Origin of the sequence: Pseudoduganella aquatica (assembly GCF_009857595.1) — a bacterium.
GTDB classification, from domain to species: Bacteria; Pseudomonadota; Gammaproteobacteria; order Burkholderiales; family Burkholderiaceae_D; genus Rugamonas; species Rugamonas aquatica_A.
This window is the reverse complement of record NZ_WWCU01000004.1, coordinates 186,478-209,501: the sequence shown is the minus strand read 5'-3', so window position 1 is coordinate 209,501 and position 23,024 is coordinate 186,478. Positions and strand designations below refer to the sequence as shown.

At 67.4% G+C, this 23,024-nt stretch carries 18 protein-coding genes; 10 read left to right on the top strand and 8 right to left on the bottom strand.

What is annotated here, in order from left to right; all coding sequences use genetic code 11:
- The first annotated feature begins 14 nt into the window (after window positions 1-14).
- Both GTP77_RS05960 and GTP77_RS05955 read left to right on the top strand, forming a co-directional pair.
- Window positions 15-494 (top strand): FecR family protein, encoded by a 480-nt coding sequence (locus tag GTP77_RS05960; RefSeq protein ID WP_161071260.1) that lies wholly within the window; start codon window positions 15-17, stop codon window positions 492-494.
- Window positions 494-1,087: an OmpA family protein gene (locus GTP77_RS05955; RefSeq protein WP_161071259.1), complete on the top strand. Its 594-nt coding sequence runs from the start codon at window positions 494-496 to the stop codon at window positions 1,085-1,087. The genes GTP77_RS05960 and GTP77_RS05955 overlap by 1 nt, the downstream gene beginning before the upstream one ends.
- Before the next feature lie 103 nt (window positions 1,088-1,190).
- Here the strand turns inward: GTP77_RS05955 and GTP77_RS05950 are convergent, their stop codons facing one another.
- From GTP77_RS05950 to GTP77_RS05935, 4 genes are read right to left on the bottom strand one after another with little or no spacing between them, the layout of a single operon-like run.
- On the bottom strand, window positions 1,191-2,861 hold the full coding sequence (locus tag GTP77_RS05950) for an alkaline phosphatase family protein (protein WP_161071258.1): 1,671 nt from the start codon (window positions 2,859-2,861) through the stop codon (window positions 1,191-1,193).
- Between the two features lie 30 nt (window positions 2,862-2,891).
- The gene (locus tag GTP77_RS05945) at window positions 2,892-5,021 is read right to left on the bottom strand and encodes a CHASE2 domain-containing protein (RefSeq protein WP_161071336.1); all 2,130 of its coding nucleotides are present in this window, start codon (window positions 5,019-5,021) and stop codon (window positions 2,892-2,894) included.
- A gap of 21 nt (window positions 5,022-5,042) precedes the next feature.
- Window positions 5,043-6,008, bottom strand: a complete 966-nt coding sequence (locus tag GTP77_RS05940) for an MBL fold metallo-hydrolase (RefSeq protein WP_161071257.1) — start codon at window positions 6,006-6,008, stop codon at window positions 5,043-5,045.
- The gene (locus GTP77_RS05935) at window positions 6,005-6,364 is read right to left on the bottom strand and encodes an STAS domain-containing protein (protein WP_161071256.1); all 360 of its coding nucleotides are present in this window, start codon (window positions 6,362-6,364) and stop codon (window positions 6,005-6,007) included. Before GTP77_RS05935 ends, GTP77_RS05940 begins: the two co-directional genes overlap by 4 nt.
- Before the next feature lie 199 nt (window positions 6,365-6,563).
- Here GTP77_RS05935 and GTP77_RS05930 point away from each other — a divergent pair, with 199 nt between their 5' ends.
- Entirely contained in the window at window positions 6,564-7,841 is a 1,278-nt protein-coding gene (locus tag GTP77_RS05930; protein ID WP_161071255.1) for a heme oxygenase-like domain-containing protein, read from the top strand.
- Here GTP77_RS05930 and GTP77_RS05925 read toward each other — a convergent pair.
- The 3 genes from GTP77_RS05925 to GTP77_RS05915 all read right to left on the bottom strand — a co-directional run bounded on the left by GTP77_RS05925 (window position 7,831) and on the right by GTP77_RS05915 (window position 11,707).
- Window positions 7,831-9,675 carry a sensor histidine kinase gene (locus GTP77_RS05925; protein WP_161071254.1) on the bottom strand — a complete coding sequence of 615 codons (1,845 nt, stop codon included), beginning with the start codon at window positions 9,673-9,675 and terminating at the stop codon, window positions 7,831-7,833. The two genes, GTP77_RS05930 and GTP77_RS05925, sit on opposite strands and share 11 nt — an antisense overlap.
- A gap of 62 nt (window positions 9,676-9,737) precedes the next feature.
- The gene (locus tag GTP77_RS05920) at window positions 9,738-10,772 is read right to left on the bottom strand and encodes an AraC family transcriptional regulator (protein WP_371869329.1); all 1,035 of its coding nucleotides are present in this window, start codon (window positions 10,770-10,772) and stop codon (window positions 9,738-9,740) included.
- Complete coding sequence (locus GTP77_RS05915; RefSeq protein ID WP_161071253.1) at window positions 10,769-11,707, bottom strand: GGDEF domain-containing protein; 939 nt, start codon at window positions 11,705-11,707, stop codon at window positions 10,769-10,771. Before GTP77_RS05915 ends, GTP77_RS05920 begins: the two co-directional genes overlap by 4 nt.
- A 163-nt stretch (window positions 11,708-11,870) precedes the next feature.
- On the opposite strand from GTP77_RS05915, the gene GTP77_RS05910 reads away from it, so the two are divergent.
- The 5 genes from GTP77_RS05910 to GTP77_RS05890 all read left to right on the top strand — a co-directional run bounded on the left by GTP77_RS05910 (window position 11,871) and on the right by GTP77_RS05890 (window position 20,355).
- Window positions 11,871-14,408 carry a TonB-dependent receptor gene (locus tag GTP77_RS05910; RefSeq protein WP_161071252.1) on the top strand — a complete coding sequence of 846 codons (2,538 nt, stop codon included), beginning with the start codon at window positions 11,871-11,873 and terminating at the stop codon, window positions 14,406-14,408.
- A complete protein-coding gene (locus tag GTP77_RS05905; RefSeq protein ID WP_229202100.1) occupies window positions 14,408-16,324 on the top strand; it encodes a phytase in 1,917 nt (638 codons plus the stop codon). Before GTP77_RS05910 ends, GTP77_RS05905 begins: the two co-directional genes overlap by 1 nt.
- A 194-nt stretch (window positions 16,325-16,518) precedes the next feature.
- Window positions 16,519-18,201, top strand: a complete 1,683-nt coding sequence (locus GTP77_RS05900; protein ID WP_161071333.1) for an ABC-F family ATP-binding cassette domain-containing protein — start codon at window positions 16,519-16,521, stop codon at window positions 18,199-18,201.
- A 33-nt stretch (window positions 18,202-18,234) separates the two neighbouring features.
- On the top strand, window positions 18,235-19,533 hold the full coding sequence (locus GTP77_RS05895) for an NCS2 family permease (protein ID WP_161071251.1): 1,299 nt from the start codon (window positions 18,235-18,237) through the stop codon (window positions 19,531-19,533).
- A gap of 351 nt (window positions 19,534-19,884) precedes the next feature.
- Complete coding sequence (locus GTP77_RS05890) at window positions 19,885-20,355, top strand: Lrp/AsnC family transcriptional regulator (RefSeq protein WP_161071250.1); 471 nt, start codon at window positions 19,885-19,887, stop codon at window positions 20,353-20,355.
- A gap of 13 nt (window positions 20,356-20,368) precedes the next feature.
- Here the strand turns inward: GTP77_RS05890 and GTP77_RS05885 are convergent, their stop codons facing one another.
- A complete protein-coding gene (locus GTP77_RS05885; protein WP_161071249.1) occupies window positions 20,369-21,298 on the bottom strand; it encodes a LysR family transcriptional regulator in 930 nt (309 codons plus the stop codon).
- A gap of 109 nt (window positions 21,299-21,407) precedes the next feature.
- Between GTP77_RS05885 and GTP77_RS05880 the strand changes: the two genes are divergently transcribed.
- Together GTP77_RS05880 and GTP77_RS05875 are read left to right on the top strand one after the other, a co-directional pair.
- A complete protein-coding gene (locus tag GTP77_RS05880) occupies window positions 21,408-22,172 on the top strand; it encodes an SDR family oxidoreductase (protein ID WP_161071248.1) in 765 nt (254 codons plus the stop codon).
- A 104-nt stretch (window positions 22,173-22,276) separates the two neighbouring features.
- The gene (locus GTP77_RS05875; RefSeq protein WP_161071247.1) at window positions 22,277-23,020 is read left to right on the top strand and encodes a DUF481 domain-containing protein; all 744 of its coding nucleotides are present in this window, start codon (window positions 22,277-22,279) and stop codon (window positions 23,018-23,020) included.
- Window positions 23,021-23,024 lie beyond the last annotated feature (4 nt).

The window sequence follows — 23,024 nt, the reverse complement described above, 5'->3', positions numbered from 1 at the left end:
TGATGGAGGGCATCATGCGCACAATAAACCTGCGGACTGTCGCGGCCATGCTGCTGGCGCCGGTACTGCCAGTGCTGTTTGCTACCGCCCTGCCCGCCCAGGCCGCCGAGCCGGCCGGCATGATCAAGACCGCCAAAGGCAGCGTCAGCATAGAGCGCGAAGGCAAGAAGATGGGCGCGCCGGTCGGTGCGGCCGTGCTGGCCAGCGACTCCGTCATCACCGGCACCGACGGCAGCGCGGGCATCACCCTGCGCGACGAGACCTTGCTGGCGCTCGGTCCCAACACCACGCTGGCCCTGCAGAAGTTCGCCTTCAACGCCACCACCCACGAAGGGGAACTGGACGCTTCGGTGCGGCGCGGCACGCTGGCCGTCATTTCCGGCAAACTGTCCAAGCAGTCGCCCAAGGCGGTGAAATTTTCCACGCCCAGCACCGTGCTGGCCGTGCGCGGCACTGAGTTCGTGATCGAGGTGGGCGACGGAGCCGGCCAATAATGGCCGCGCTACTGTGGATAGTCTGCCTGGTGGCCGCGCTGTCGCAGCATGGCAGCGGGCCTAAGGAGCGCATCACGCTGCTGCCCAGCCAGGACGGGCGGGCCAGCGCCGTGGTGGTGACCTCGTCCAAAGGCGAAGCCCTGCTGGACCAGCCTTACCAGAGCGCCGCCGTGGACGGCGCGGCCGTGCTGCTGGTGGGCGCGGGCAACCCGGCCGATATCCAGCAGCGCTACCGCGAGCAGCTTGCCGCCCTGCCGCAGCGCGCGGCGGTGTTCATGCTGTTCTTTGAAACGGGCGGCGACACCCTGGTGCCGGAGTCCGCCGCGCGCCTGCCGCAGATCAAGGCGGAACTGGCGGCGCGGCCCGCCGCCGAGGCGCTCGTGATCGGCCATACCGACCGGGTGGATACCATGGCGTTCAACGACGCGCTGTCGCTGAAGCGGGCCGAGTCGGTCAAGCGCTGGCTGGTGGAAGGCGGCGTGCCGGCCGACGCCATCGCCGTGTCCGGACGCGGCGAGCGCGAGCTGGCGGTGCAGACTGCGGACGGAAAGGCGGAACAGGCAAACCGGCGCGTGGAGGTGCGGGTACGCTAGCCGCCTGGCGGGTTACGCGGGCAAGGCCCGCTAACCCGCCCTACGAAACATCGACGCCGCAGGCCGTAGGGCGGGTTAGGCGGAGCCGTAACCCGCCAGTGCATTAACGCAGCGTTTCGGTCAGCACGCGGCCTTCGGCGCCGGCGGGCGGACGCACGCGCAGCAGGTGCGCCAGCGTCGGCGCAATGTCCACCACTTCCGCGTATTGGCCGTAAGCGCCCGGCTTGATCCACTGCTTGCCCATCACCATCAACGGCACGTTGGTGTCGTAGGCGTATGGCGAGCCGTGGGTGGTGCCGGACGTGCCGGATCCCACGTACCAGAACGGCTTGTGCACCAGGATCAGGTCGCCCGAGGCCTGGTGGTTGAAGGCGCGGCGCATCAGCAGCGACTGGCGGGTGCCGTTGGCGCCGCCGTTTTCGATCTGCTGGCGGCGGTACACTTCGTTCACGCCCGGCTGCGCTTCCAGCCACGCGGCGGCGGCTTTCTCCACATCGTCCGGCTTGAGCTTGTTCTTTTCCATCAGACCGTGGTCCAGATAGATATTCGGCAGTACATTGCCCTTGGCGGAGCCGACCACCAGTTTTTCCACGCCGAACACCTTGGCCAGCTGCGCATCCAGGCCTTGCATCAACTTGTTGCCGTCGATGCGCTGCGCTTCCACGCGGCGGCCTTGCGAGAACTCGGCCGTGTTGGCGAAGCCGTGGTCTGCGGTCAGCACCACCATCACGTTATCCATGCCGATGCGCTTGTCGAGATAGCTGAAGAAACCGGCGATCATGCGGTCCAGGCGCTGCAGGTGGTCGTGCGACATGCGGCTTTCCGGGCCGTAGGCGTGGTTGACGTAGTCGTGCGAGGACAGGCTCACACCCAGCAGGTCGGGCACGCCCGCCGCGTTCCTGCCCAGGTTTTCGCCTTCCACGGCGGCGCGCGCGAACTCCAGTGTCAGCTCGTCCAGGTAGGGACCTGTACGCAGGCGTGCGTAGTAGCCGCTGTCCAGCTCGCCGCTTTCGCTGTAGTACGAGAATGGGAAGCCGTTGCGCGCGCCGCCCACCACCGGAGCCGGGTCGGGCATGTCGTTTGCGTAGGCGGATTCGGGCAGCAGCAGATTCCAGTTCTTGCCGTAGTAGCGGTTCTGCGGCTTGCCCGCCTGGTAGCGCTGCACCCACTCCGGATGCTGCGCCATATAGTAAGTCGAACTGGCGAAGTTGCCGGTCTTGTCCATGTACATATAGGCCGTGCCGGTTTTGCCCGCCAGCAGAATCGCGCCACGGTCTTTGCCGGACACGGTCACCACTTTGGCGCGGTTGCCGCTGGCGTAGCGCAGCTCGTCGCCCAGCGTGCTCACACGCAGGCGCGCGGGCGAGGTGCCGTCCAGGCGCTTGGTTTCTTCGCCGATGTAGGAATAGGACGCGTCGTCCGTGCAATATACCTGCTCGCCGGTGGCTGCATCAATCCAATTGTTGGCGATGACGCCATGCTGGTAGGGATAGGCGCCGGACAGCACCGCCGCGTGGCCCACGGCCGTTACGGTGATGCCATGGGCCTGGTGCGCGTTGCTGAACCAGGCGCCCTGCTCCAGCAGGCGGCGGAAACCGCCCTGGCCGAACTGGTCGCGGTAACGCAGCACTTGCTCGTTGGGCAGGCCGTCCACCACCAGGACGACGACCAGCTTGGGCTGGGCCGGCGCGGCGGTTGGTGCAGCCGCTTGGGCCTGGAATGCAGCGGCCAGGGCGGCGGCTACGAAAATAGAATGCGAAAATTTATGGATCATGGTGGCTCGATGGTGAACTAGCGCGCGATGTTATACGGCCAATGTTTCAGGATGATGACCATGCCAGCGCACCACCAGCACCGTGATGTCGTCCCACGGCTCCACGCTGCCGACATGGCTGCGCACGTCTTCTCGCATGGCGTCCACCAGCCCTTGCGGCGGCATGCCGCCCGCGCCGGCCAGCAAGGCATCCATCCGCTCCATGCCGTACTGCTTGCCGCCCTCGTCCATCGCTTCCGGGATGCCGTCGGTGACCAGGCACAGGGTATCGCCCGGCGCCAGGCGATAGCGCTGCACCGGGTACTCGAAGTTGTCGATCACGCACAGCGGCGGGCCGTCGGCAGCCTGGAGGCGTTCCAGCGCGCCGCCTGCGCGCAGCACGCGCGGCGCGTCATGCCCGGCGTTGCACAGCACCAGCTCACCGCTGCCCGCGTGCAGGATGCCCGCAATCGCGGTCACGAACAGCATTTCAGGATTTTCCCGCAGCAGCTCCCGATTGGCGCGGTTCAGGATGGCGCCAGGGTCCGGCACGGCGGCCGTTTCGCGCAGCGCGATGCTCTTGGACAGCGCCTTGGCCACCACCATGAACAGGCTGGCCGGCAGCCCCTTGCCGGACACGTCTCCGATCAGGAACAACAGGTGCTCCTTGTCCAGCATAAAGAAGTCGTACAGGTCGCCGCCCACCTCGCGCGCCGGTTCGAGCAGCGCCGCCACGGCGAAACGCGTCTCGGCCGGGAACACGCTGGCCGCCTGCGGCAGGCTGGCCATCTGGATGCGGCGCGCCGCGCCCAGTTCGCCGGCCGCCTTGGCCGCGCCCTCGCGCGCCAGCTGCAGGGCCGCGTCGCTGCGCCGGTGCGCGGCCTTCTCGCTGACGAACAGGCTGGCCAGCAGGCTCACGCTGGTCAGGCTCATGGCCAGCCACACCGCCAGCGCGTCGAACAGCAGCCCTGCGCGCGCGAACAGCAACGCGCCGCCGCCGAACAGCAGCAGCGACAGCGCCGCCCAGGCCAGCGCGGCGAAGCGCAGCCGCAGGCGCGGCAGCATCCACACCAGCAACAGGCTGCACGCCAGCAGCGCGCCCGACTCGGCCCAGCGCATGTGGTCCGGGCGCAGCAGGAAGCGGCCGTCGAAGAAGCTTTCGATCAGCTGCGCGTGCACGTCCACGCCCGGCATGAAGTCGCCGCGCGCGTTGGTCTTGTAGTCCATCAGGCCCAGGCCGGTCAGCGCGACGATGACCAGTTTGTTGTTCAGGAAGTCCGGCGGCGCGCTGCCGTCCAGCAGCTCGCTGGCTGAAATATAGCGCTCCGGCGCGGGGCGCGAGAAATGCACCCACACCGTGCCGGACGGCTGGCTGGGCACGTGCAGGTCGCCCAGGTTCACGCTGCGCGCGCCTTCCGGCCCCAGTTCCAGCCGGACCGCCGGCGCGCGCGTGGCCACGCGCAGCATTTCCACGGACAGCGAAGGCAGCACGGCCCCGCCTATGCGCGCCACCAGCGGCACACGCCGCACCACGCCGTGCTCCAGGTCCGCCGACAGCAGGCCTTGCCCGCTGGCCGCCGCCTGCAGCGCGGGCAGGCTGCCCAGCGCCAGCGGGAAATTGCGCAGATGGCGCTGCGGCTCGCCGCCCCGCGTCACCACCGGCCAGGTGCGCAGCGCCGCTGTGGCGCCCGGCGTGGGCACGTCGAAACCGGCGGCGCCCAGCACCACCGGCGCGCGCTGGATGGACGCGGCCAGCACGTCGTCGTAGCCGGGCAGCTTGAGCAGGCTGGCCTTCAGCGCCGCCTCGCCGTCCGGCAGGCGCGCGGCCAGGGCTTCCGGCGAACTGGTGTCCGCTTCGGGCATAAAAATGTCGAGGCCGATCGCCAGCGGCCGCTGCGCGTTCATCCGGTCGATCAGCTCGGCCAGCCGGGTGCGCGGCCAGGGCCACTGGCCGTAGCGCTTGAGCGACGCTTCGTCGATGGCCACGATTTCCACCGGGCCGGAAAGGCGTTCGCGCGGCATGGCGCGCTGGTAGCCGTCGAACAAGGCCAGCCGCAAACCGGGCAACAGGCCGTCGCCGGGGACCGCCAGGAAACAGGCGAAGATCAGCGCCAGGGCCAGCGCCAGCGGCCGCCCGCGCACGCGCAGGCCGATGGCCAGCCGCTTCAGGAAGCGGCGCATGGCGGCCACGGGCGCGGCGCCCTAGAGTTCAATTTCCATGCCGTCGTAGGCGGCAACCACGTCCAGCGGCGCCTCGCCGGTCAGCTCGGCGAAGCGCCGGGTTTCCGCCAGCACGCGCGCGATCTGCGCGTCGTCGTAGATGGGCTCGTGGTGGAACAGGCATAGCTGGCGCGCGCCCGCCAGCTGGCACAGCTCCACGCCCACCACGTTGCTGGAATGGCCCCAGTCGGCTTTGACGGAAATGGAGTCGGCCAGCGAGTACATGGCGTCGAAGATCACCAGGTCGGCGTTGCGGAAGAAGTCGACAAAGCCCTGGCGCGCGGCGCTGTCCTCCAGCTTGTGCTCGGAATCGGTGGTGTAGATCAGCGTGCGGCCGCCGTGCTCCAGGCGGTAGCCGTAGGAGTCGCCCGCGTGCAGCTGCAGCTTGGCGGTGATGCGCAGGCCGTTGATTTCGATGGGTACGCCCGGCTCCAGCTGGCGGAACTCGATCTTCGCGCCCAGCTGGTCGAAGCTCACCGGGAAGCTGATGGACTCCTGCTGGCGGCGGAACGCGGTCTCCAGCTGCGCGTGGCAGCCGTAAATAATGATGCGGTTGCCGGGGATGTAGGCGGGCGTGAAAAAGGGGAAGCCCATGATGTGGTCCCAGTGCAGGTGGGACATGAACACATGGTAGGTCTGCGGCTTGCCCGGCCCGTAGCGCGCCAGCTTGGCGCCGCCCAGCGGACGCACGCCGCTGCCCATGTCCAGTATCACGTGTTCGGCGCAGTTGTCCGGATCCCATACCTGCACTTCGACGCAGCTGGAGTGGCCGCCGAAGGTGCCGCGCACGTCGAAGCCCAGGCTGTCGACATAGCCGGCGATCTTTTCGCTGTTGTCCAGATCCCGGCCTATGGCGCCTTCCAGCGCGGCCACCAGCTTGGCCCGGATTTGCGTATGGGTGAGCGCCACCGGCAGCGAACCGCGCGCGCCCCAGATGCGGGCTTTCATGCCGCGCGGCCGGCCGTCAGCGCGGCGACGGCGGCCTGCTGGTCGGAGAAGATCTCGAACAGCAGGTCGAAGCGGCTGATCTTGAACACCTCCAGCACCAGCGGCGTAAGCCCGGCCAGCACCAGCCGGCCGCCTTGCGGCTTGACCTGCTTGAGCGCCAGCATCAGCGCGCGCAAGCCTATGCTGCTGATGTAGCTGATGTCCGCCATGTCGATCACCAGGCTGGTGCCGCCCGCGATGCAATCGCGCAAATGCGGCGCGAGCGCCTGCTGGAATGCGTCCGCATGGGTGTGGTCGATGCGTCCCTGCGGACGCAGCACGGTCGCGCCGCCTGCTGCCAGAGGCCGGAGTTCCATGATGTTGCCTCGCTATGCTTGTATGCGTATGGGAATAGATTGCCCTCAGGAAGTGTACCACCGGCGCGCTGAAAATAGCTTCCTTACATGACTTTTTACCATTGTCAGTCTAGTCTTACAGAGTGGCGGGAATATCACCGCTACGCACAGGCGCAACAATTTTGCATACTGGAAAAATTCTAGCCAGAGCGAGATCTTCATGCTGAGTCAACTTGCCTCCTCCGATACACCGTCCCGTATCTATGCCGTGCTGTCCTCGGCGAACGAATCCCTGCCGGTGGGCGATGCCGCCGCTTATTTGCGCAGCCAGTTGAACGCGGCGGCCGCCCAGCCGCCGCTGTTGCCTTTGCGCTACGATGAGCTGGCGGCGTGGATCGGCCACCATGCCCAGGCGGCGGCGGACGCCTATCACCGCTACCAGGTGGCGCGCGAGTACGGTGCGCCGCGCCGCCATTTCGCCACCATTGCGCAGGCACGCCATTTCCTGCGTGAAGCCGCTCCCGGCCGCCTGGCCGACGGCGCCTCGCTGTATGGCGTGGTGGAGCGCTGGGACGACGTCGATTTCCAGCCCATGATCGCCAGCTATCTGGAGCAGCTGGGCCACGGTGTGCCGGACCGCAACCGCTATCTGCTGTACCGCGATTTGCTGGCCTCGGGATCAGGCGCAGCGGACGCCGGCCCGGTCGGCGGCGCGGCGGCCCCGGACCGCTGGCGCAGCGGAGCGCTGGAACTGGCCCTGGCGCATAGCGGGGAGGATTTCCTGCCAGAACTGATCGGCTACAACCTTGGCCGCCAGCAGCCTTGCACGGATCTGTTGGTGGCGCGCCACGAATTGGCAGAACTGGGCCTGAACGCGGATGCCTTTGCGTCCGCCGGCGTGGCGGCGGGCAGCGGGCCGTCCGCGTTGCTCAGCCTGCGCGGCATCATGGCGCGGGTTGGCGACCCGGCCGCGTTCTACCGCCGCGTGGCCGACGGCTACCGTCTGCACGCGCTGGCCACCCGCCTGCCCTTGCCCGCCGCCTCCGACGCCATGGCGCCGCTGGGCGCCGAACCGGTCCTGCCGCCGGATGCCGTTGCAGACCGCGCCGCTCCGCCGCCCGTCCCACAGCCCCCGCAAGCCTCCGCCGGAGACGATCACGGCCCGCACATCGCTCGCTCCGGCCAGGCCGCGCAAGCCGGGCCGGGCATGCAAGCCGGACGCGCCGAGCAGGCGGGCAGCAGCGAGCACGGCTTGGCAGCCGAGCCGCAGCAGCGCGTACGCGCCGAGCGGCCGGTGATCCGCCACCATTTCCCTGCCGACGAACACGCCTGGGAAGCGATAGGCTGCGAACTGCGCCTGCTGGAAGCGCGGCTGGCCGCCTCGGACAGCAAGGAAGAAGCAATGGCCACGCTATCGCGCCTGCTCGCCCCGGCCTTGCAGCACAGCCCGGCCGGCCTGATGGCGGCGCGCATCTATACGCAGCTGTTCAATTTGTAGGCGGTCGGGACTCCGGCTCGGAACCATTCCCGGGCCGGAGCGGCAGCCGCACCGCCACGCTGGTGCCCCGTCCGCGCCCCGGGCTGGCGATACTGATGGTCCCGCCGTGCATTTCCACCAGGCGGCGCACCAGCGTCAGCCCGATGCCCAGCCCGCCCTGCGCGCGCTGCAAGGTCTGCTCGCCCTGCACAAACGCATTGAAGACATGCGGCAGCAGCTCGGGCGCAATCCCCAGGCCTTGGTCGCGCACGGTCAGTTCGGCCATGCCGTCCTGCTGCGCCACCTGAACCTCGATGGCAGTGCCGGCGGGACTGTACTTGAGGGCATTGTCCAAAATATTGTCGATCACCTGGGCCAGCCGGGTTGCATCCGCAAACACCGGCGCCGGCGCGGCGCGCAATTCCAGGCTATGGTTGTCCAGCCGGCCGCCGGTTTGCAGGGTTTCCAGGCAGCCGCGCGTGGTGTCCGCCAGGTCCAGCTCGCGCCGGTTCAGCGCCAGCTTGCCCATCAGCGCGCGGTTGACTTCCAGCAGGTCATCCACCAGCGAGCGCAGGTGCGCGGACTGCCTGCGCAGCACGCCGCGCGCGGCATCCGCAGCCTGGGCCGGCATGCCCGCCTGGCCGCTGTGGTCCAGTACCGCCACAGCGCTGACGATGGCCGCCAGCGGATTGCGCAGCTCGTGGCCCAGCAGCGCCAGGAATTCGTCCTTGGCCGCGTTCTGCCGCTCGGCGTGCTCGCGCGCCGCCCGTTCGCGCACCAGCAGCTCGTTGCGCTCCAGCTCCACATTGGCGCGGGTCTCCATCTCTGCCCGCAGCCGCATGTCCGCGTCGCGGATCGCGTCGTTCAGCGCTTCCATCTCGCCGATATTGGAATGCCGCAGGCCGGACACAGGCTTCGGTCCGCCCAGCGTGCGCGCCGCCTTCGATGCGCTGGACACAAAACGCACCAGCCGGCGCCCGGTGTACACGCCCAGCAACAAGGCCATGCCCAGCGCGAGCACAAAGCCAGCAATGGCCACCGACATGCCCTGCACCACGGCGGCGTTAATCTCTTCCTCCGGGGCGGACACCATCACCGTCCAGTCGGACAAGGCCGAGTGCACAAAGTAGGCAACCAGGGCGGTGCCGGAATCGGCCTCGTGGCGCAGCGTACCGGCCGCCGCAGAGTGCAGGCGCGCCAACTGGTCGGCAGGCATGCGTATGCCGGAAACCCCGTCCACTCCGCCGCCCTGCGCGATAAGCACGCCGCTGCCGTCGATCACGCGTCCCATCCAGCTCGGTGGTATGGTGCGGCCCTTGAAACTCTGCGCGAAGTAGGACGGCGTAAATGCCTGCGCGATCACGCGCCGGTCGCCTGCGGCCGTGACCACCGGCAGTTCGACGGTGACAAAAGTGCGTTTCAGGTCCAGCCCCCATTTGACGCCGGACACCAAGCCGTTGCCGGTATCGATCTGCTGCGCCACCACACCGGGGTCCGGCCGCACGGGCAACGGGCCGCCGAACGGCAAACGAGTGTTGACCAGTTGCTGGCCACTGCGCTCGTAGAGGATGATCCAGCCGCCGTGGCCGGCGTTGGCGGCGCTGGCCTCCTGGTGGAAGCGGCGCAAATCGCCCGAGGCCAGCGAGTGCGAATTCGCCAGCACCCGCAGTACGGACTGGGCGCGCCGGATTTCGGCGTCGATCTCCAGCGCGGCGGAGCGCGCGCTTTCTTCGATATGCCGCATGGCCGTGGCCCGCTGTGCCGTCAACAGCATATCGAGGGCGATGCTGCAAAACACGGCCACCGGCAGCACGATGGAAATAGCAAGCAGCCAGTAGTGAGTCCGTAATCGCATCGCCGCTTCGTGGTTCGGGTGGGTGCCTATTCTATAACAATGCAGCCCAGCCGCAGAGATGATTATCGTGCGGCGCCCAGCAGGGATGCGCGCAGCAGCCCAGGCGTCTGGCCGGTCCAGCGCTTGAAGGAGCGGCGGAAGTTGGTGGCGTCGTGGAAGCCGAGGTGGCGGGCCACGTCCTCGTTGTCGGCGCGGCGGGTCTGGAACAGGTAGAGCGCGACGTGGGTGCGCACCTGGTCCAGCTCGGCCTGGAAATGGGTGTTGTGGCGCGCCAGGTGGCGTTTCAGCGTGGCCGGGCTGACCGCGAAGTCCGCCGCCGTCTGCTCCAGCGTGGGCGCGGTGCGTACACGGGCCAGCAGGTAGTCATAAAGCGCGGTCAGCAGGCTGGGGGGCGTTGCTGAAGCCGGGCTTGCAGGCGGGGCCGCCGGTGCTGCCGTCGCGGGCCACGGGCGGTCCAGCCAGGCGCTGTCGATCAGCATGGCGTCCAGATGGCAGTCGAAGCGCAGGTCGGCGCCAAGGTGTACTTCATGCTGTTCCGTGTAGCGCGGGCGGGTGCGGTTGAAGCAGAAGCGCCACGGCAGCCGCTCGCCGCTCAGCCAGCGGCACATCGACGCCAGCGCGGTCATATGCATCTCGGCCAGGAAGGCTAGCTGGCTGGGCGCGCCATAACAGTCGGTCCAGTACAGTGCCGCCAGTTCCCCTTCCTGCCGGAAGCGTGGGCACAGCAGCGGCGAGAGCGCGCGCTGGCTGCCCGCAAGCGTCTCCAGCGCCTCGCGCAGGCTGCCCGACGCCAGCAGCGCCGCGCTGGCCGCGCCGTACTGGCCCGGCAGCATGTGCTGGCCCAGCATGAAGGCGGTGTCCGCGCTGTCCAGCACGCGGGCCGCGTTTTGCAGCAGTTGCAGGTACTGCTGCGGCGCCAGCTGCAGGTCTTCGGGCGGCGGCTCGGGGCCAGCAAGCCCGGTTCCCCGCCACAAGGCAGGCAAGGCGGCGTCGCGGCTCGCCGCGTAGTCCAGGACCAGCCAGGGCTGGTGCCGCGCAGGGATTACCGCGTCGCCGGCGCCGTGATATGCGACCGCGCCATCGTCGGGGTGGATCACGCCATCGCCGGCTTGCGCCGCACGTCGGCGTGCATGCGGTCCGCCTCGCCGTCCTTGCCGCTTGCCTGCGCGGACGCCAGGTCGACCGCCTTGCCCAGTTCGGCCAGCAGCGCCTCGGGATTGCCTTCGGCCATCGTGCAGGCGTGCCGCAGGCCGACCCGGACCCGCCCGCCCGGCGCCGAATGCCGCATGCTGCCCACCATGGCGCACACATGCTCGGCCAGTTCCTGCGCCTCGGCCTGTCCCATCCCCGGCAGCAGGATGGCGTAGCGGTCCCCCGCGTAGCGGCACAGCAGGTCTTCATTGCGCAGGTTGAGCAGCAGCATATGGCCCACCGCCTGCAGTACCCGGTCGCCCTCGCGCTGCCCCAGTTCGCGGTTGATTTTATGGAAGCCGTCTATATCCAGCAGCACCAGCGCACAGGCCGTGCCGGGCGCGCGCTCGTGCTCAAGCCTTATCTGCGCGCGCAGATAGTCCGCGCCGGCCAGCTGCGTCACCCGGTCGAAAGCGCGGTGGTCGCGGAACAGGCGTTCGCGCTTCTGCAAGTGCTCGTTCAGGTTGAACTGCTCCTGGCGCCAGTAATACAGGCCGGCCGTCAGCGTCAGCATCCCCAGCGGCATCAGCGCCTCCAGCCAGTTGTCCCACACCTGGTCCTTGGCGATGTGGAAAAACTCGTCCAGGCAGTCCGCCCATGAACCCAGCATGATGGCCGCCAGCCCCAGCGCCAGCAGGCGCGTGACCAGGCCGCCCGGCCTGCTGCTCAGGGTAATCAGCAGCCAGATACCCGCCATGGCGGCGGTGCCGCCCTCGCAGAAGATATCCAGCCACTTCCAGTGCGACAGTGGCTTGGCCACGCCCAGGCTGGCGTAAAGCATGGGGAACAGCAGCAGGCCAAGGGCCGACAGGATCAGATAGGGACGGTGCAGTTTTAGCATCGCGGCAGCATAGCCGCGCGATGTGACCGCAGTGTGACAGCCTCGTCACACAAGGGGGAGGTGCAAACGGCTCACTCGCCGCCCCCTCTTTGTAACAGAAGCGACATATTCGATTCCTACAATGCGCAGCGTTCTCTCAACTATTCAACCAAGCAAAAAAATCATGAATATCCCAACTGCGCCAACGTTCCGCTTGTCCGCCCTCAGCATGGGCGTACTGGCCATGCTGACTTCCCTGGGCGTGCACGCCCAGGTCGTCGAATCGACCGCCATGGCGGGCGTCGTGGTCGTCACCGGCCAGCAGGCCAGCCTGCGCAAGTCCATCGCCGCGCAGGACAAGGCCGACAACATCATCAGCGTCGTCAGCAGCGACGACATCGGCGGCCTGCCGGACAAGAACGCCGCCGAAGCGCTGGCCCGCCTGCCGGGCGTGTCGGTGCAGCGCGACCAGGGCGAAGGCCGCTATATCACCGTGCGCGGCCTCGGCCCGGACCTGAACGCCGTCACCATCAATGGCGCACTGGTGCCGTCGCCTGAATCGGGCCGCCGCGCCGTGGCGCTGGACATCCTGCCGGCGGGCCTGATCCGCTCCCTGGAAGTGAGCAAGACGCTGACGCCGGACATGGACGCCAACTCCCTGGGCGCCACCGTGGAAGTGAAGTCGCTGTCCGCCTTCGACCTGCCGGGCAAAGTGCTGTCCGTCACGGCGGCGGCGAGCCGCGACCAGAACACCGAGCAGACCAGCCCGAGCGCCGGCCTGCTGTGGGCGCAGCGCTTCATGGACGGCAAGCTGGGCGTGGCCGTCGGACTGAGCGGCGAAAAGCGCAAGTTCGGCTCCGACAACGTGGAAACCGGCGGCGCCTGGGACGGCGACAAACTGAGCGGCTTTGAATTCCGCGACTACCTGCCCGTGCGCGAACGCCGCGCCGCCGCCGTCAATCTGGACTACCGCCCCGCCGCCGGCAGCAACTGGTTCATGCGCAACCTGCTGAGCCGCTTCAGCGATGACGAAGTACGCGACCGCCTCACCATCAGCAGCATCACCGGCGGCAGCGTCACCGATGGCGCCACGGCCGGCGCGCGCGGCGAACGCCGCCTGCGCCAGCGCAAATACACGCAGGAGATCCGCTCCACGGTACTGGGCACGGAACAGAAATTCGGCGACTGGCAGCTGAACGTCGAGGGCGGCGCCAGCCGCGCCAACGAGGACACGCCGGAATCCATCAACGACGCGCGCTTCCGCGGCAACGCCAACTTCGCAGGCGTGGGCTTTACCGACGGCGGCAAGCCGCAGCTGGTGGCGCCGGCCGGCATCTACGATCCGGCCAACTACAGCCTGAACGCCATCACGCTGCAGCAGCGCTACTCGGAAGACAAGGAACACCACGCCCGCATCGACCTGTCGCACACCTTCCCGCTGGGCGAAATGCGCTCCACGCTGAAGGTCGGCGCCAAGACCAGCCGCCGCGAAAAGACCAACGACACCAACCAGTGGGCCTACAACAGCAGCAAGGCCACCAGCGGCAACTATTGGGGCACGGGCTCGACTGCCATGACGGCCTTTGTGGGCGCGAATGAGCTGGACTATAAACTGGGCCGCATCGGCGCCGCCATCGACCCGGCCGCCGTGCGCGCCCGCATCGCAGGCCTGGACCGCAACGCCGCACGCCTGGCGTCCGAGTCCGCCATCAACGACTACCGCATGAACGAGGACATCGATTCGGCCTATGCGCAAAACACGCTGTCCTGGGACGCATGGCGCGTGCTGGCCGGCGTGCGCGCCGAGCGCACCAGTTTCGACGCCGCAGGCTCGCAGATCAACGGCACGGCCATTACGCCATTATCCCGCGAGCGCTCCTACACCAACTGGCTGCCGTCGCTGCAGGCACGCTACGACGCCGATGAACACACCAGCATCCGCGCCGCCGTCACCAAGGCCGTGGTGCGCGCCAACTTCAGCCAGTTGGCCCCGGGCGTGACCCTGGCCAGCGCCACCGAAGCAACCATCGGCAACCCGGAACTGGCGCCGCTGCAGGCGCGCAACCTGGACCTGGGCGTGGAACGCATCCTCGGCACCGATGGCACCATTTCCGCCTATGCCTTCCACAAGGACATCAAGAACTTCACCTACACCACCAACCTGGCGGGCACCGGCAAATGGGTGGGCTACACCACCGCCACGTCCTACGCCAACGGCGACAAGGCCAGCGTAAAGGGCCTGGAGCTGGCGTGGACCCAGCCGCTGCGCATGCTGCCGGCGCCGTTCAACAACCTGCTGGCGGGCGTGAACGCCACGCTGAGCGACTCCAAGGCCAACGTGGCACGCTTCGACACCAGGGCGGGCAAGGTCCTGTCGCGCAACATCACCATGCCGGGCCAGTCGGACCGCGTGATGAATGTGATGCTGGGCTACGAACAAGGCCCGGTCAGCACCCGCCTGGCGCTGAACTACAAGTCCGAGTACCTGCTTGAAATGGGGAGCGACATCCTGAACCCGGCGCAGGACCGCATCGTGGACAGCCAGAAGCAGCTCGACTTCTCGTTCGCCTACCAGATCAGCAAACAGCTGCAACTGCAGTTCGAGGCGTCCAATCTGAACAACGAGAAGTACTACGTCTACCAGGGCGTGAAAAACCACAACGCGCAGTACGAACAGTATGGCCGCACCTACAAAATCTCCCTGAAAGCCAACCTGTTCTGATGATGAAGACTCAAACAACTACGATTGCAGCGCTGATCGCTGCGCTGTCCGGAATCGCCGCCGCGCAGCCGGCGGCGGCATCCGGCGCCCAGGCCAACGGCGTGGCCGCCGCCATCAGCACCGTGGCCGGCGCCGCCGAACTGGCGGCCTTGCCCGACGGCGGCTGGCTGGCGCTCGACAAGAACGCCTTGCGCCTGCTGGACGCCGGCGGCAAGGAGCGCGCCCGCTACGCCGTGCGCGGCAAGCAGCTCGATACGCGCAGCCAGTCAGGCGGCGTGCTCGCCACGCTGGTGGACTCGAATACCGAGCGCGCCGTCGCCATCGACGCGGACCTGGTGGCAGGCACGCTGCGCCTGCAAGCGCCCTTCCCTGCGCCCTCCTTCGCCGCCGAAGCGGCCTGCCTGTACCGCGACGCCCAGGACATCAGCTACCAGTTCCTGATCGCCAAGGACGGCCAGAGCGAACAGTGGCTGCTGGACGGCGCCGAGCGCAAGCTGGTGCGCAAGCTCGCCCTGCCGACGCACGTGCGGCACTGCCGCGTGGACGACGCCACCGGCACGCTGTTCGTCAGCGAATCCGGCATGGGCCTGTGGGCCTACCGGGCGGAAGCGGAAGGCGCGGGCGAGCGCCATGTGCTGGCCCTGCGCCAGCCCTACGGCAAACTGTCCGGCGGCCCGGGCGCGCTGGCGCTGCTGCCCGGCGGCGTCGCCATGCTGGACGCCAAGGGCAAGCAGCTCTACGTGTTCGGCCAGCGCGACGGCGCATGGCAGGCGCAGGCGCCACGCGCTCTGGCCGACGCAGCCAACAGCCGCGCACTGGCCAGCCGCATATCCGGCGCCGGCGCCGCCGAGCTGCTGCTGAACAGCGAGGACGCAAAACATTGGCGCGCGGTGCCCGCCGGCCTGCCAGCGCAGGCAGGCGCCTCCCGCACCGCCGCAGTTGCCTCCGCAGCGCCGGCCATCGTGCTCCCACGCGCACAGACCGAACCCATGGCCCGCCTGGGCGACGCTGCGGACGATCCGGCCATCTGGGTCCATCCATCCAGCCCTGCCGCGTCGCGCGTGCTCGGCACCAACAAGAAACAAGGCTTGCTGGTCTACGACATGCAAGGCGAACAGACCCAGTTGCTGGAGTCCGGCCGCCTGAACAATGTGGACCTGCGCCAGAACGTGCTGCTGGACGGCGCCCGCCATGACCTCGCCCTGGCCACCCAGCGCGACGACAACACCATGGTGCTGTTCACGATAGACCCCAACGGTACAGTGGCCGAGGCTGTACGCTTCCCCACCGGCCTGGAGAAAATCTACGGCATCTGCGTCTACCAGCCAGCGGGCGGCGGCCTGGAAGCATTCGTCAACGACAAGGACGGCACCTTCCAGCACTACCGCATAGGCCGCAAGGACGGCACTTTTACCAGCACCCTGCTGCGCAGCTTCAAGGTCGCCACCCAGCCGGAAGGCTGCGTCGCGGACGACCGCAGCGGCCGGTTGTTCGTGGGCGAGGAAAAGCGCGGCGTGTGGACGGTGCCCGCAGCGGCGGACCAGGGTTCGGCCATGCGCATGATACTGCCGGTGGGCGGCGTGCTGACCGCCGACGTGGAAGGCATGTCGCTCTATCACGGCGCACAGGCGAGCTACCTGGTGGTCTCCAGCCAGGGCAGCAACAGCTACGTGGTGCTGGACGCGGACGCGCCGCACAAGGTGCGCGGCAGCTTCCGCATCGGCGTGAACGTGGCGGCGGGCATAGACGGCGCGTCGGAAACCGATGGCCTGGATGTCAGCTCGGCCAATCTGGGCGGGCCATACGCCGAAGGCATGCTGGTGGTGCAGGACGGCTACAAGCGCCTGCCGGACGGCCCGCAGAACTTCAAGTATGTTGCCTGGTCCGACATTGCCAGCGCCCTGAAGCTGCGCTAGAATGCGTGCGCTGCCCAATTTTCGGGCAGCGCTTTTTCAGGAGTAAACGCCGATGCGCAAGTAAGCCCCCTCAGCAAGAGATCGCAAGTCCGCAACGCGGCATGCGAGTGACGATGCGTCCGCACCATGCGGCTGCATGACCCGTCTGGAGCTTACTTATGGCAAATCATATCCACGCCACCGCTGCGGTGGCAATGGCGCAATCCAATGCGCCCGCGTTTTCGGGCGCGTTCTCCATCTCCCTGCGAGACGTATCCTTCGCGCTTCCCACAGGGCGGCTGCTTTTCGACCGCCTGGAAGCCTGCTTCCACGCCGAGCGCACCGGCCTTGTGGGCGCCAACGGCACGGGGAAAAGCCTGTTCGCGCGCATGCTGGCTGGCCAATTGGCGCCCGGCAGCGGCACGGTGCTGCGGTCCGGCAGCCTGGCATACGTGCCGCAGGAGGTACGCCCCGCTGCCGGAGACACTGTGGCCGCAGTCGCCGGCCTGGCCCCGCTGTTCGATGCACTGGCGCGCATGGACGCAGGAGAGGTCCGCGCCGAAGACCTGGACCTGCTGGAAGGCCGCTGGTCCATCGCCTCCGAGTTTGCGCAAGCGCTGTCCGATTGCGGCATGCCCGGTCTGCGGCCCGGCGACAGAGCCGCAAGCCTGAGCGGCGGCGAGTTGATGCGCATTGCGCTGGCGGGCGCCTTCCTGTCCCAGGCGGACGGACTGGTGCTGGATGAACCGACCAACCACCTGGACCGCGCAGGCCGCGCGTGGCTGCAGGCGCGCCTGCTGGCCTGGCGCGGCGGCGCCGTCATCGTGAGCCATGACCGCGAACTGCTGGAGGCCATGGAGCGCATCGTGGAGCTGGACGCCGCAGGCCTGCACAGCTACGGCGGCAACTACAGCCACTATGAAGCACAGCGCGAAGCGGCAGGAAATGCGGCGCACGGCGCGCTGGAACACGCCCGCAACGAACGGGACGCCGCCCAGCGCGCACTGCGCAAGCAGCACGACACGCAGCAGGCACGTGCCGCCCGCAACGCCAGGGCCGGCAAGGAAGCCAACATCGCCCCCATCCTGCGCGGCAAACTGAAACGCCAGGCCGAAGCGACGGCGGGCCGCGACACGCAGCGCCGCGCGGAGACCATCGCCGCGCACGACGAAGCGGTGCGCGAAGCCGCATCCCGCGTCAACGCGCCTGCGCCGGTGGCCCTGCTGCTGCCGGCGAGCACAGTCCCGCCGGGCAAACGCGTGCTCGAGTTTGACGCGCTAATGCCCCCTTTTCCTCTGCCGCGAGATCCGCGTGCGCCCGAACAGCGCTCGCTCGGCGACGCGCCGGCAACGCTGGACTTCACGCTGTCCGGCCCTGTGCGGCTGGCCATCACTGGTCCCAATGGCTGCGGCAAGACCACGCTGCTGAAGATAATGGCAGGCTTGCTGCCGCCGCTGTCCGGCGCCTGCCGCGTCAGCGTGCCCCATGCCTGGCTGGACCAGCACGCCGCCGCGCTGCTGCCTGCGCACATGACGGTGCTGGAGCGCCTGCGCGAGCTCGATAGCCCGCTGCCGGAAGGCGAGTTGCGCAGCCGCCTGGCGCTGCTCGGCCTCCACGCCGCGCAAGTCCATACCCCGTCAGAACGTCTAAGCGGCGGCGAAAGACTGAAAGCCGCCCTGGCCTGCGCCCTGTGGCGCAATCAGCCCGCCCAGTTCCTGCTGCTCGACGAGCCCACCAACCACCTCGATCTGGCCTCGGTGCGGGCGCTGGAACACGCCCTGCAAGCCTACACCGGCGCGCTGGCCGTGGTCTCGCACGACGCCCGCTTCCTCGAAGCGCTGCGAGCTACCCATGCGCTGAATTACCAAAACGGCATTTGGTCGCTGGCCGGGAAATGATATGCTTCTTCCAACACAATCACGGGAGCCGCAATGTCCATCGCTGAAAAGCTGTTCAAACTAAAAGAAGCCGGCTCGGACGTGCGGACGGAAACGGTGGCGGGCATCACCACCTTCCTCACCATGGCGTACATTATCTTCGTCAATCCCGCCATCCTTGGCGACGCCGGCGTGCCCAAGGAAGCCGTGTTTGTCGCCACCTGCCTGGCTGCCGCGCTGGGCACCGCCGTCATGGCGCTGTACGCCAACTACCCCATCGGCATGGCCCCCGGCATGGGCCTGAACGCCTACTTTGCCTATGCCGTCGTGCTGGGCATGGGCATTCCCTGGCAATCCGCGCTGGGCGCGGTGTTTATTTCGGGCTGCCTGTTCGTCGTCGTGAGCCTGCTCGGACTGCGCGGCATGATAGTCAACGGCATTCCGCACGCGCTGCGCACCGCCATTACGGTCGGCCTGGGCCTGTTCCTGGCGCTGATCGCGCTCAAGAGCGCGGGCATCGTCACCGCCAATCCAGCCACCATGGTCACGGCCGGCGACCTGCACAAGCCGCCCGCGCTGATGGCCATTTTCGGCTTCATGCTCATCGTCGCGCTGGACAAGCTGAAAGTGCGCGGCGCCATCCTGATCGGCATCGTCGCGGTCACCCTGCTCAGCTTCGTCTTTGGCGGCAACCAGTTCAAGGGCGTCTTCTCCGCCCCGCCGTCGCTCGATCCAACGCTGCTGAAACTGGACGTCAAGGGTGCGCTGTCAGTCGGCATCGTCAACGTGGTGCTGGTGTTCTTCCTGGTTGAACTGTTCGACGCCACCGGCACGCTGATGGGCGTGGCCAACCGCGCAGGCCTGCTGGTGCCGGGCAAGATGGAACGCATGAACAAGGCCCTGCTTGCCGACAGCGCCGCCATCGTGGCCGGTTCGCTGCTGGGCACTTCCAGCACCACCGCCTACGTGGAAAGCGCGGCGGGCGTGCAGGCCGGCGGTCGCACCGGGCTGACCGCGCTGGTGGTGGCCGCGCTGTTCCTGGCCTGTTTGTTCATTGCGCCGCTGGCGGGTGCCGTGCCGGCCTACGCCACCGCGCCCGCGCTACTGTTCGTGGCCTGCCTGATGCTGCGCGACCTGGCGGACATAGACTGGTCCGACACCACGGAAAGCGTGCCGGCCGGTATCACCGCCATGCTGATTCCGTTCACGTACTCGATTGCGCACGGCATCGCCTTCGGCTTCATCACCTACGCGGTGCTCAAGCTGCTGACCGGCCGCGCCCGCGAGGTGAAACCCATTGTGTGGGTCATCGCCGCCGTGTTCACGTTCAAGTACGCCTACCTTCCGGCTTAATCCCGTCTCCTTGATGGCCAGGATGCCGACGACGTTGTGCAGCCGCATGCGGCACAACGTCAGAAGATCCTCCTCCGGCGCGGCCAGCCGCATCCAGACCTCCATCCCTTGCGCACACTGGCTGATGCGCATGTCGCGCAAGGTAATGCCGGCCCGGCGCACAATCGCGAGCGCGTTCTCGAGCGTGGACAGGGCTGCTTCCGCTTCTATCGTGAAGCGCAGGTTTTTCAGGGCGGTGGCGGTGGATGTGTTCATGTAAGAACTATACGGCCGCAAGGTAAAAATAGGCTTCCTGAAATTACCTAGTTTTAGCTAGAATGAAGAACATTCTTCTTCATTCCAGGCGGAAACGTGAATAGTTCACCAAGCATCGATGAAACCGACCGCCGCATCCTGCGCGCGCTGCGCCGCGACGGGCGGCTGAGCAACACCAAACTGGCCGAACAGGTTGGCCTGTCCACCACGCCGTGCTGGAACCGCGTGCGGGCACTGGAGGAAAGCGGCGTGATCGAAAGCTATACGGCGGTGCTGAACCAGCAGGCGCTCGGCCTGCCGGATACCGTCATCATCGAAGTAACGCTGGACCGGCACGACGACGACATCTTCGAGAAGTTCGGCCAGGCGCTTGCGGAACTGCCGGAAGTAATCGAGGCCTACCTGCTCACCGGCGAGTACGATTATCTGATCAAGGTGGCGGTGGCGGGTACGGCGGGCTACGAGGAATTCCTGCGCCGCAAACTGTACAAGCTGCCCGGCCTGCGCCACAGCCGCTCCACCTTCGTGCTGCGCTGCCTCAAGCGCGCGCACTCGGTGGAGCCTTAGGCGTTGCGGCTGCCTAATAATTCCGGCTGTCAAGCAAGGCCACCATTTCCGGCTTCCGGAAATGCTCCACCACGTGGTCGACAAAGACCCGCGTCTTTGCGGGCAGCAGCTTCTTGCTCGGGTAGTAGACCGATACCGGCCCCGCGTCCCCGCGCCAGCCGGGCAGGAGCCTGACCAGCGCTCCGCTTTTCAGCCAGCGCGCCGCATGCGGCATGGGCAGCAGCGCCACGCCCAGGCCGCGCATGGCCGCGTAGGCCATCGCTTCCGGGTCGTCAAAGATGATGCGGGGGCGGCCGGCGGCCAGCGCTTCGTCGCCGTTCTCGTGCCTTAGCGTCCACACCTTGGCGCGGCCCGTGCCCGCCGAACGGCGCACGATGCTGTCGAACTCCGCCAGCTCTGACGGGTGCTCCGGCATGCGCCGCTGCGCCACATAGGCCGGCGACGCGGCGGCCACCACGTGCGCCCGAGCCAGCTCGCGCGCCACCACGCCCTGCGTCAGCTCTATGCCGCCGCCGATGGCGGCGTCGAATCCGTCGCCGATCAAATCCACCGCGCGGTTGTCGAAGTGCCAGTCCGGCAGCACGGCAGGATAGCGCTCCAGGAAGCCATCCAGCATGGGCAGCACATATTCGCGGCCGAAAGCCAGCGCCATGCCCACCTTCAGCACACCCGAAGGCTGGCCCTCGTCCGCCGCCGCATTGACGATGGCGTCCTGCACCGTGGCGAAGGCGCCGCCTATCTGGTGCAGGAAGCGCTCGCCGCCGCTGGTAAGCGTCAGGCTGCGGGTGCTGCGCTGGAAAAGGCGCAGGCCCAGGCTCGCTTCCAGCCGCGCCACGTTCTTGCTCACGGCGGCGGGCGTCAGCCCCAAACGGCGCGCGGCGGCCGAAAAACTGCCGGTTTCCGCAGCCTGGATGAAGGATTCAAGGTAGTTGAGCGGTTCCATCAGGCTATTTTATACCATTGGTTGAAACTGATACGGCAGATTACCACCTAGCGCAAGCCTAATGCGTGGGACATACTGGATTCATCAACCAACCCCAAGGAGATTCAAAATGACCACCGCAACCATCACCACCGCTACCACCTTCGCTAACAAAGTCGCCTTCGTGACCGGCGGCGCACGCGGCATCGGCGCAGCAACCGTCCGCCGCCTGGCCGAAGGCGGCGCCGCCGTCGCATTCACCTACCAGTCCTCGTCCGCCGTGGCGGACGCGCTGGTGGCCAGCATCACCGCCGCCGGCGGCCGCGCGCTGGCCCTGAAAGCCGATGCAGCCGATTCCGATGCCGTTATCGCCGCCATCAAGCAGACCGCCGCGCAATTCGGCAAGATCGACATCCTGGTGAACAACGCCGGCGTGCTGCGCATGGGCGACGTGGCCGAGTTTTCGCTGAAGGACTTCGACGACACCGTGGCCGTCAACATCCGCGCCGTGTTCGTGGCGGTGCAATCGGTGCTGCCGTTCATGGACAAGGGTGGCCGCATCATCAACATCGGCAGCACCAACGCCGTGCGCATGCCGTTCGCCGGCGGCGCCGCCTACGCCATGAGCAAATCCGCCCTGACCGGCCTGGTGCAAGGCCTGTCGCGTGACCTGGCTCCGCGCGGCATCACTATCAACAACGTGCAGCCTGGCCCGGTGGACACCGACATGAACCCTGAGAACGGCGACTTCGGCGCAGCCCTGCACGCCCTGATGGCCATCCAGCGCCACGGCCGTCCGGAAGAAATCGCCGGCATGGTGGCCTACCTGGCCAGCCCTGAAGCAGCCTTCGTCACCGGCGCCAGCCTGACCATCGACGGCGGCTTCGCAGCCTAAGCAGTATCGTAACGGAATGTCACATGTGCGGCTGGGCCAGTATCAATCGGGTACAATGCTGGCTCACCGTATTCAGACCGGCCCGCCGGCACGGCACTTCGCACATGAAACTGATATCCCTGATCGCGCTGACGCTGGCCGTCGCGCACGGCGGCGCAGCCGCCCAAGACATTCCCGAACGCACCTGGTCCACCTCCGCAGAACTCGGCGCCATCACCACCACCGGCAACACCGTCGGCACCTCCGTCACCGGCAAGATCGACGCGCGCCAGGAGCTGGAAAACTGGAGCAACGAGTACATCCTGAGCGGCTATTTCAAGGAAGACGAAACCCACACCGACAACGGCAGCAAGCTGCGCGAGCGCTCGGCCGAGCGTTTCGCACTGTCCGCCAAGGCCGCGTACAAGCTGCTGGACGATAACAAGAAGCTGTTCGTGCTCGGCTCCCATGTGGACGACAAGTTCGGCGCCTACACCACTTACAGTTCGCTGTCGGTCGGTCACAGCTCGCGCTGGTACAAATCGCGCGACAAGACGCTGGATGTGGAGCTGGGTCCGGGCTACTTCACCGGCACGCGCGCCACCGGCGAGTCCGAGAACGGCATGACCGTGCGCGGCGCGGCATCGATGCGCTGGCAGCTCAGCCCTTCGGCTATGTTCACGCAAACGGTGAGCATGGAACGCGGCACGTCCAACCTGCACTCGCAGGCTGAAACGGCGCTCAGCACCAAGATCAACGGCACCATGCAGATGAAGGCCGCCTTCAGCGCCCGCAGCGACACCAACGTGCCCGACGAGAAGAAGAATACCGATACGCAAACCTCGCTGACGCTGGTGTATTCGTTCTAAGTCC